Genomic DNA, 6,822 nt, shown 5'->3' on the forward strand with positions numbered 1-6,822 from the left:
ACATCCCGGCAAGCGCACGCTGACAGATAGCCATAAGAGACAGCAATTGCACAGCCTGGCAATGGCACGCAGCTATCACAGCTACATGGCCGCTACAATCAAAGATAAGCGGCAAATGGCCGCAACACACCATGTGCTTGCGCTTTGCTCTTAGTAATAACTTATAGATTAACTTAACTGCTACACACTATTGATTTAGGAAGTACCATGGATCTGCAAAAAGAACTTCTGTCTATGCAAAAGCCTTTTGAGAAAGCCTTAAGCGAGCTCATTGGCTATAAAGGGCAGTTAGAAGCTATTTGTAATAGCATTAGCGCCGATTTGTCTAAGAGCACTAAGGTGCATAAGGTTTTAAAGCAAGATCGTGAAGTGGTACTTAACTATCTTATTAAGACCTTCCCAAATCCGGTCAATGCCATGTTTGTGCCTAAGTTTAAGCAAGACTTTTTAAAGTTTGCTCAAAGCCAAGATGCACTTGCAGACTTACTTAAGTTCATGGCAGATGACGAAGGCTTCCCGCAGCAAGATGAGATGACTATTGCCACCTTTAGAGGCAATTTAGCGCTGCATCTTACAAAGCTTGATACTCTCAAAGCTCAAGAGTACTTAAATGCTTGCACAGAGATTGTCTCTCAGCTTGAAGAGACTTTACCACCAACTATTGAGTCTTGCTGCAAGCGTGGCCTTGCGCTAATGCAAGCTGATAGCGGTGTTGATAGAGCCATCATGACTAACTTTGAAGAGATCGTAGCTGCTTGCGATGGCTCTTATCAGCACTATCGTGAGCACATCAATGCCCTTAAAGAGAGTAATGCCGATACCTACTCATCATTAAGCGCCCATGCAGCTATTCTTGCTGAGCTATTGTTAAAAGAGACCGCCCAGTTCTCCTTACTCATGCAAATCCTGCAGTTTAATAGCCTCAAGCTCTCCGGCAGCTCCTTTGTTGAGCCTGCTAAGGCCAATATGCCAGAGATTCCTTTTGCCAAAGTAACTCAAAGCTAAGAGCCAAAGCTAATAGCCTAAGCTAGGACTCACCTTAGCCCATACAAGATATCAGCAGCAATAACATCATATGTGTGCTGCTTAATCTGTGCAGGCTGCCATTTTACTTTTGGTATTACTAGCAGCATAGGCAGCCCAAAGCATGACTACTAAGCTCAGCACCATCCCAAAGTAAAGCCAAGCTTCGTTAAGCTAAGCCCCAACTCAAACACAAAGCTGCCCCAAGGTCTAAGCATAAACTCAACTATAAATCAGGCATCAGCCCCGTCTTAAGCCCAAGCTTTCATTTCTCAAGAGCACCTTCTAGCAAGTTACTGCTTTATTTGGAGCAATTAACAGCAAAAGCATGACAATTATCCATATATAGAATCTGATACAGTGCTAAACTTCAAATAACAGCTTATCAGCCTACGCCTATTTAGCCCATTTGGGGAGCTCAAAATGAACTAGTTGCTATGGCTATATAATGAGGCAAGGATGGCCCTGACTCTCTTGAGTTTGCGTAAGAAAACTAAATTGTTAGGTGGCATACCTTACTTGGTAAGACAGTCGAAACTAAGCCAGGCTAAGCACGTTCAGGTCAGGTTGGGGCAAGCCTTGGCAAATCACATCACCTCAAATTACATCAAATCAAGGTAAGGCTGGCTTAAAGGTTGAAGAGAGCTTGCTATTTGGTAAGTTGTGGGTCTCAATTAGATAGGTACTGTAAGGCTAGTGGAGTGTTAACCTAATTATTGAAAATAACAAGATGCATTAAACTGTGAATTAGCGTTAATGCGCTCGGCATAAAACCTTGGATTTAGTAGCTTTGAACCGAAACTTAGTTTTTCCAAAAATTAGATGAAACTTTCACTAGAGCATGTTTGTGAGCATATAGATAGAGTGGAAGGGACTTTTTTTGATGGGGAATAATATTAAAGAAGAGTTGCTTGAGCGTCGCTTAAGATGGCTAGTAGCTGAGCTTAGCGATGATACAGAAGAGTTTTTAGCTGCTCATCCAGAGCTTAAGTTCTATAGTGTGGGTTTAGATTGCAATAGCGAATATGGCACTATGCTGTTGAGCTTTAATACTCAAGAGGAGTTTGAAAAGACCTTATTAGAGTACCAAAATGGTGAATGGGCTGATAGCTATCAAACAGCTGAGGAAATATTGGATTTAAAGTTCAATACAGACGATTGGGAGTATCAGTATGTTGCCTCATATCAGGTCTTTAGCTCTGATGAGCTTATGGCTATGTTTGGTGATGATATTGATAGTCTTATAGAGTGCATGATGGACTTTAACTATAAGGTATTACGAGCTTTTGTAGCCACGGAAGGATTTAAGATTATCCCAAAAACATCAGACTTTCAGCCTATTTGCCATGATCATGAGGATGATGTGTTAGAGGCGCTAGAGCGCACCAAAGAAGTATTACTCACAGAGCGCTGCAGCTGCAGCGTTGTGTTCACAACTGATATATAAGCGCTTGATGGCGCTTTGTAGTACAATAGGCCGCCCAATTGAGCTTGAAGAACGAGAGTCTTTAAGCAGTTTTTTTGATTTACTGATAGCCTGAGCGCTTGGAGCAGATGATGGCAAATGTTGAGATTGTAGCTAAGGCTGTTGAGCAAAGCAGCGTTTTAGTTTCTAAGATAGATAGCATACGTGAAGAGTTAATCGAGCAACTCAAGGCAATCAAAAGCGACTACGAAAACTCAAATCGTGTTAACAAGCTCTTTAAGCAAGATATTGAGCGCTATTTCAATGCTATGGCCCAAATGTCGCCTGAAACTAATACCCCTGAACGCGCAAGCTTTTTAAAGCGCTGCAGCGAGAAGGCTAAAACTAAGCGCAATCATGAAGTACTCCTCAAGATCGTAGATAAGTGCGACAGCTCGTCCTTAGCAGAACTCAAACAAGAAGATTTTAAAATAGTTCTGGGCATTAACTTATGCCGCTTTGACGATGAACAAGTAACTAAGATATCAAGTGCTATAGCTGAGATTGTCACTAAGGCTGTCAATATTTGTGAGCTTTGTGTTGAAGTTGGCACTGAGACCTTTAAAAAATTGGAAGATGAAGGGAATATTGATAGGCAAGTAGTCGACCAGCTTGAGCACATCTTCATGAACCTGGTCAATACAACGCTTGTCCTTGAGCAGACGAATAAGTTTTCTCTAGATGAGCACTACGGACAGCTCTATACCTTCTCATCAGTCTACTTGACTGACCTAGTTAACACGTTCATTACTATTTACGCAGGTATCCATTACATGCATGAGTGCTTTGCCAAGCTCATAAATAATGGTGGTGACGCACTAACTAAGATCTAAGCTCAATACATAAGTATTAGCAGCAGTGCTTAACTATTTCGTCAAGACCTTTACAGACCCTGTCGACACTATGTTTGTGCATAAGTTTAGGCGGGGCTTATTTTTGGTTAAAAGTCCTGATGCATTTGCTAACTTACTTAAGTTCACACAGGTAAAGAAAGCTCTCGGTATCAAGATGAGATTACGCTTGTCCCTTTAAGGCAAGTTAGCACTGCCTCTTAGTAAGCTTGATAAACTATGCGGTACAATTGACCGCAAAATAATGCTTGAAGAGCTAGAGTCTTTAAGCAATTTTTTTGATTTACTGATAGCCTGAACGAGTGGAGAAAAATATGTCAAATGTTGAGGTTGTAGATAAGGCTCTTGAGCAAAGCAGCGCTCTGATTCCTGAGTTAAAAAACTTACGTCAAGAGGTTGTTGAGCAACTCAAGGCAATCAAAAGCGCCTTCGAAAACTCTAACCGCGTTAACAAGCTCGTGAAGCAAGACATTGAGCGCTATATCAATGCACTTCCGAAAATATATCCCTTGTTTGAAGGCCCTGACGGCGCAAGATTTCTAAAGCGTTGCGCCGAAACTGCTAAGACTAGACGCCATCACGAGGTCTTACTAAAGATCGCAGAGGAGTTAGACCCAGCCCACTTGGACGCTATCGATCCAAATGACTTTGACATAGTTCTGGGCTTTAACTTATGCCGCTTTGACGACGAGCAAGTATCTTTAATAGTATCTAATGCCCTTGCTATCATGAATAAGACTTTAGAGCTTGCTTCTCGTTACATTCAAATTGCTTCTGAGACTATTGATAAGCTCGAGGACGATGGTTCTTTAGATGATGATATAGTCAAAAAGTTCAAGACCTCCATAATGCAAATAAAGGCAATGTCGCAACTCCTTAAGAAGGATATTGATGAATCTCAAAACGAGCACTACGGCCAGCTCTATTGCTTAGCATCAAAGCTCTTGACTTCCCAAGTTTCCAAATTCGCAACTATTTACTTATGTGTCATTTTTATTCACGGGTGCTATGCCCATATCATAGATAAGCGCATTGGCTAACTAAGTCCTAAGCTCAATACATAAGTATTGTTAGTATCTAATGGCCTATAGGCAAAGTAAGTCTGCTGCCTTTGATAAGGACTCAAGGTAACAGCGTTTGTATGCAGGACTAGCACAAACGACAAGGCCGTAGTTAGATCCATCTAGCTACGGCCTTGCTGTTTTTATAACACTCGTATTTGTAATGTGGCAAATGCTTGCACTCATGGTCTGTACTTAGCAACAGCGCTCTTAGCAGCGCCAATTTTGCTGCGCCATTTTAGCTGCACGCATTGTCGAAGGTTTGCCACATGCGCTTTAACGCTAAGCACAACATCATTCGCCTAGCAAAAAAAGTTTTGCTGCACTGAGATTATTTGTTCAGCGCAATCTCAACTTCATCATCGGCTACTTTAGACTTTTCAATCATATCTAAAGCCTGATCGCCTAATGAGGATGTGATATCAACGAGGTAAAGAGTGCTTGACTTAGTAATGGCCTCAAATGCCTGCTGACCTAAATTGCTAGTAACCTCAAAGACAAATTTACTCTGAGCATCTAATGCATAATCTGATGCTGCTTTGTTAGAGTAGTCGCTTGCAAAAGCTGATGAAGAACCAAGCACAACTAATGCTGCAGAAAAAGAAGTAATCTTAGTCAGAGACTTAGACATCTTAGCTATTGTCCTACTAGAAAAAACGAAATCACCCGCCACCGCCCTCTTTGGCTACCTAACCTAAGGCAGCTTCTAGTTCAATCATACTGCGGCAGAAAGATGTACTGATTAATCCTGATAAACAGGACATTCCTTATGTATTTTGTGTGCTGATGATACACCAAAGACCATAGATTATCACGTACCAATATGCGATAAACTGTTAAATTGAAAGTCAATTATGCATAGTTACCAACTATCAAGTAAAAGTTTAACACTTTTTGGAACTACATAGCGTTTGATTCTAAGAGTAGTCATCAGCGCCTCCGCAGAAATGCCTTATATATGCTGTTTTTATAAACAAAATATTATTAATAAATATCAAATAAATTACATATAAATCACTATCTTAGTTCTTTATATTAGCACTATTAAATGATATTATTATAGATAATTGTACATATTATTTAATGGTAATACTTATGGCACCTGATAGTGTAAAGAAAGTTCCTAGACCAACTAATACTGTAGTAGTAGATACAGGCAGTAAAGGCGCAAGAAGGTATGCTGTTCGTTGCCGTTCAGGCTATAGTCTTACCGTTAATAACAACCCTGGTCCACGAAATGGCAAAACCATTGGCTACATTGTTTCTGGAAGATTCATTGAGAAGAATGCTTTAGTAGACAGTGTTTCAAGTTATCAGCACGAGTTCCTTCAGTATGGCGCTGCGACAACGATATACGTGCACTGTGCTGATATTTATGACGATCTTCTTAAACTCTTCAATGTTGAAGACGCAAACCGTCTCATGACTGTGGCTTCTCTTCGTGTCACTAATCCAGGAATTGCTTGTAATCGTTACCAGAGCAAAGCATCTATTAGCTTTATTAGTGAGTATTACCCATGTATCGGCCTGTCAAGCAGCAGCATCAGTACATTCATAGACAACCTTGGCAAGCATACTTCTGTTCTCAAAAGCTTTTATAGCCTTAGGTTTCAGCATGTTACAGAGGCTCAAAACGTAATCATTGATGGTGTCCTTAAACAGGATACTGGCGATAACATGCTTTCTATGCCATCAGCAAAGACTCACCTAAAAGGGCATGACGAGATTTCAATCCTCTATGCATATAGCACTGATATGACAGAGGTTTTATGCGCAGAGGTGTATCCAGGCAACATGCTCGATGCTAAAGCGTTCCACGATTTCATCGCCGATAACAACATCAACAGAGGTATCCTCATTTGCGATAAAGGCTTCCCAGTTAGCAACATTGAAGACTTGCTTGAAGCCAACCAAGATCTACACTACATATCGCCGATAAGACGGAATAGCACTCTGATAAGCCAGCATAGAATGCTTGAAAGTGATCAAGTAGCCACTTTGGATGACGGTAACGTCGTTATGTACAAGAAAGTTAAACTTGATGATGGCAGGTGTCTGTATTGTGTCCGTGACATCGGACGAAGCAACTTTGAAAAGAAGGGAATACTAGACAGGGCTTTAGCTAAAGACTGCAAGATTGATGGTGAGTCTTTCGTAAATAAGTTAGCATCTCAAGGAACGATTACATTCATATCAGACCTGGATCTAGACCCCTTAGCCATTCTTAACCACTACAATAATCGATGGCAGCTTGAGTTAGTTTTTGACCACTTCAAAAACACTCTGGATCTAGATATTACAAGGGTTCAGTCGAAAACATCAGTCATTGGTAATGAGTTTATCAACTTTCTTGCAACACTGATTACGTGCAAGTTAGTTGCTGCATTCAAAAAGGTTGATGAGAAGTATGGCAAAGAACCAT

Annotated in this window: 6 protein-coding genes; 5 read left to right on the forward strand and 1 reads right to left on the reverse strand. The window is 40.8% G+C overall.

What is annotated here, in order from left to right; genetic code table 11:
- Positions 1-207 precede the first annotated feature (207 nt).
- From H524_RS0108110 to H524_RS0108130, 4 genes are all read left to right on the forward strand, one after another.
- Positions 208-1,005 carry a hypothetical protein gene (locus H524_RS0108110; RefSeq protein ID WP_027939859.1) on the forward strand — a complete coding sequence of 266 codons (798 nt, stop codon included), beginning with the start codon at positions 208-210 and terminating at the stop codon, positions 1,003-1,005.
- Between the two features lie 901 nt (positions 1,006-1,906).
- Positions 1,907-2,470 carry a DUF4303 domain-containing protein gene (locus H524_RS14945; RefSeq protein ID WP_052338995.1) on the forward strand — a complete coding sequence of 188 codons (564 nt, stop codon included), beginning with the start codon at positions 1,907-1,909 and terminating at the stop codon, positions 2,468-2,470.
- 107 nt (positions 2,471-2,577) lie between these two features.
- Positions 2,578-3,321: a hypothetical protein gene (locus H524_RS0108125; RefSeq protein WP_156907583.1), complete on the forward strand. Its 744-nt coding sequence runs from the start codon at positions 2,578-2,580 to the stop codon at positions 3,319-3,321.
- A gap of 332 nt (positions 3,322-3,653) precedes the next feature.
- On the forward strand, positions 3,654-4,379 hold the full coding sequence (locus tag H524_RS0108130) for a hypothetical protein (RefSeq protein WP_027939861.1): 726 nt from the start codon (positions 3,654-3,656) through the stop codon (positions 4,377-4,379).
- 352 nt (positions 4,380-4,731) lie between these two features.
- On the opposite strand, the gene H524_RS0108135 is transcribed toward H524_RS0108130, so the two are convergent.
- Positions 4,732-5,031: a hypothetical protein gene (locus H524_RS0108135; protein WP_027939862.1), complete on the reverse strand. Its 300-nt coding sequence runs from the start codon at positions 5,029-5,031 to the stop codon at positions 4,732-4,734.
- A 464-nt stretch (positions 5,032-5,495) separates the two neighbouring features.
- On the opposite strand from H524_RS0108135, the gene H524_RS0108140 reads away from it, so the two are divergent.
- Positions 5,496-6,822 (forward strand): transposase (locus tag H524_RS0108140; RefSeq protein ID WP_027939863.1); only part of this gene is annotated, 1,327 nt, incomplete at its 3' end.

Source organism: Anaerobiospirillum succiniciproducens DSM 6400, assembly GCF_000482845.1.
In the GTDB taxonomy this organism is placed as follows: domain Bacteria; phylum Pseudomonadota; class Gammaproteobacteria; order Enterobacterales; family Succinivibrionaceae; genus Anaerobiospirillum; species Anaerobiospirillum succiniciproducens.

What these genes read in the sequence shown, in the direction of transcription:
- H524_RS0108110 (WP_027939859.1), top strand. Translation starts at nt 208, where the DNA reads ATGGATCTGCAAAAAGAACTTCTGTCTATGCAAAAGCCTTTTGAGAAA.
- H524_RS14945 (WP_052338995.1), top strand. Translation starts at nt 1,907, where the DNA reads ATGGGGAATAATATTAAAGAAGAGTTGCTTGAGCGTCGCTTAAGATGG.
- H524_RS0108125 (WP_156907583.1), top strand. Translation starts at nt 2,578, where the DNA reads ATGATGGCAAATGTTGAGATTGTAGCTAAGGCTGTTGAGCAAAGCAGC.
- H524_RS0108130 (WP_027939861.1), top strand. Translation starts at nt 3,654, where the DNA reads ATGTCAAATGTTGAGGTTGTAGATAAGGCTCTTGAGCAAAGCAGCGCT.
- H524_RS0108135 (WP_027939862.1), bottom strand. Translation starts at nt 5,031, where the DNA reads ATGTCTAAGTCTCTGACTAAGATTACTTCTTTTTCTGCAGCATTAGTT.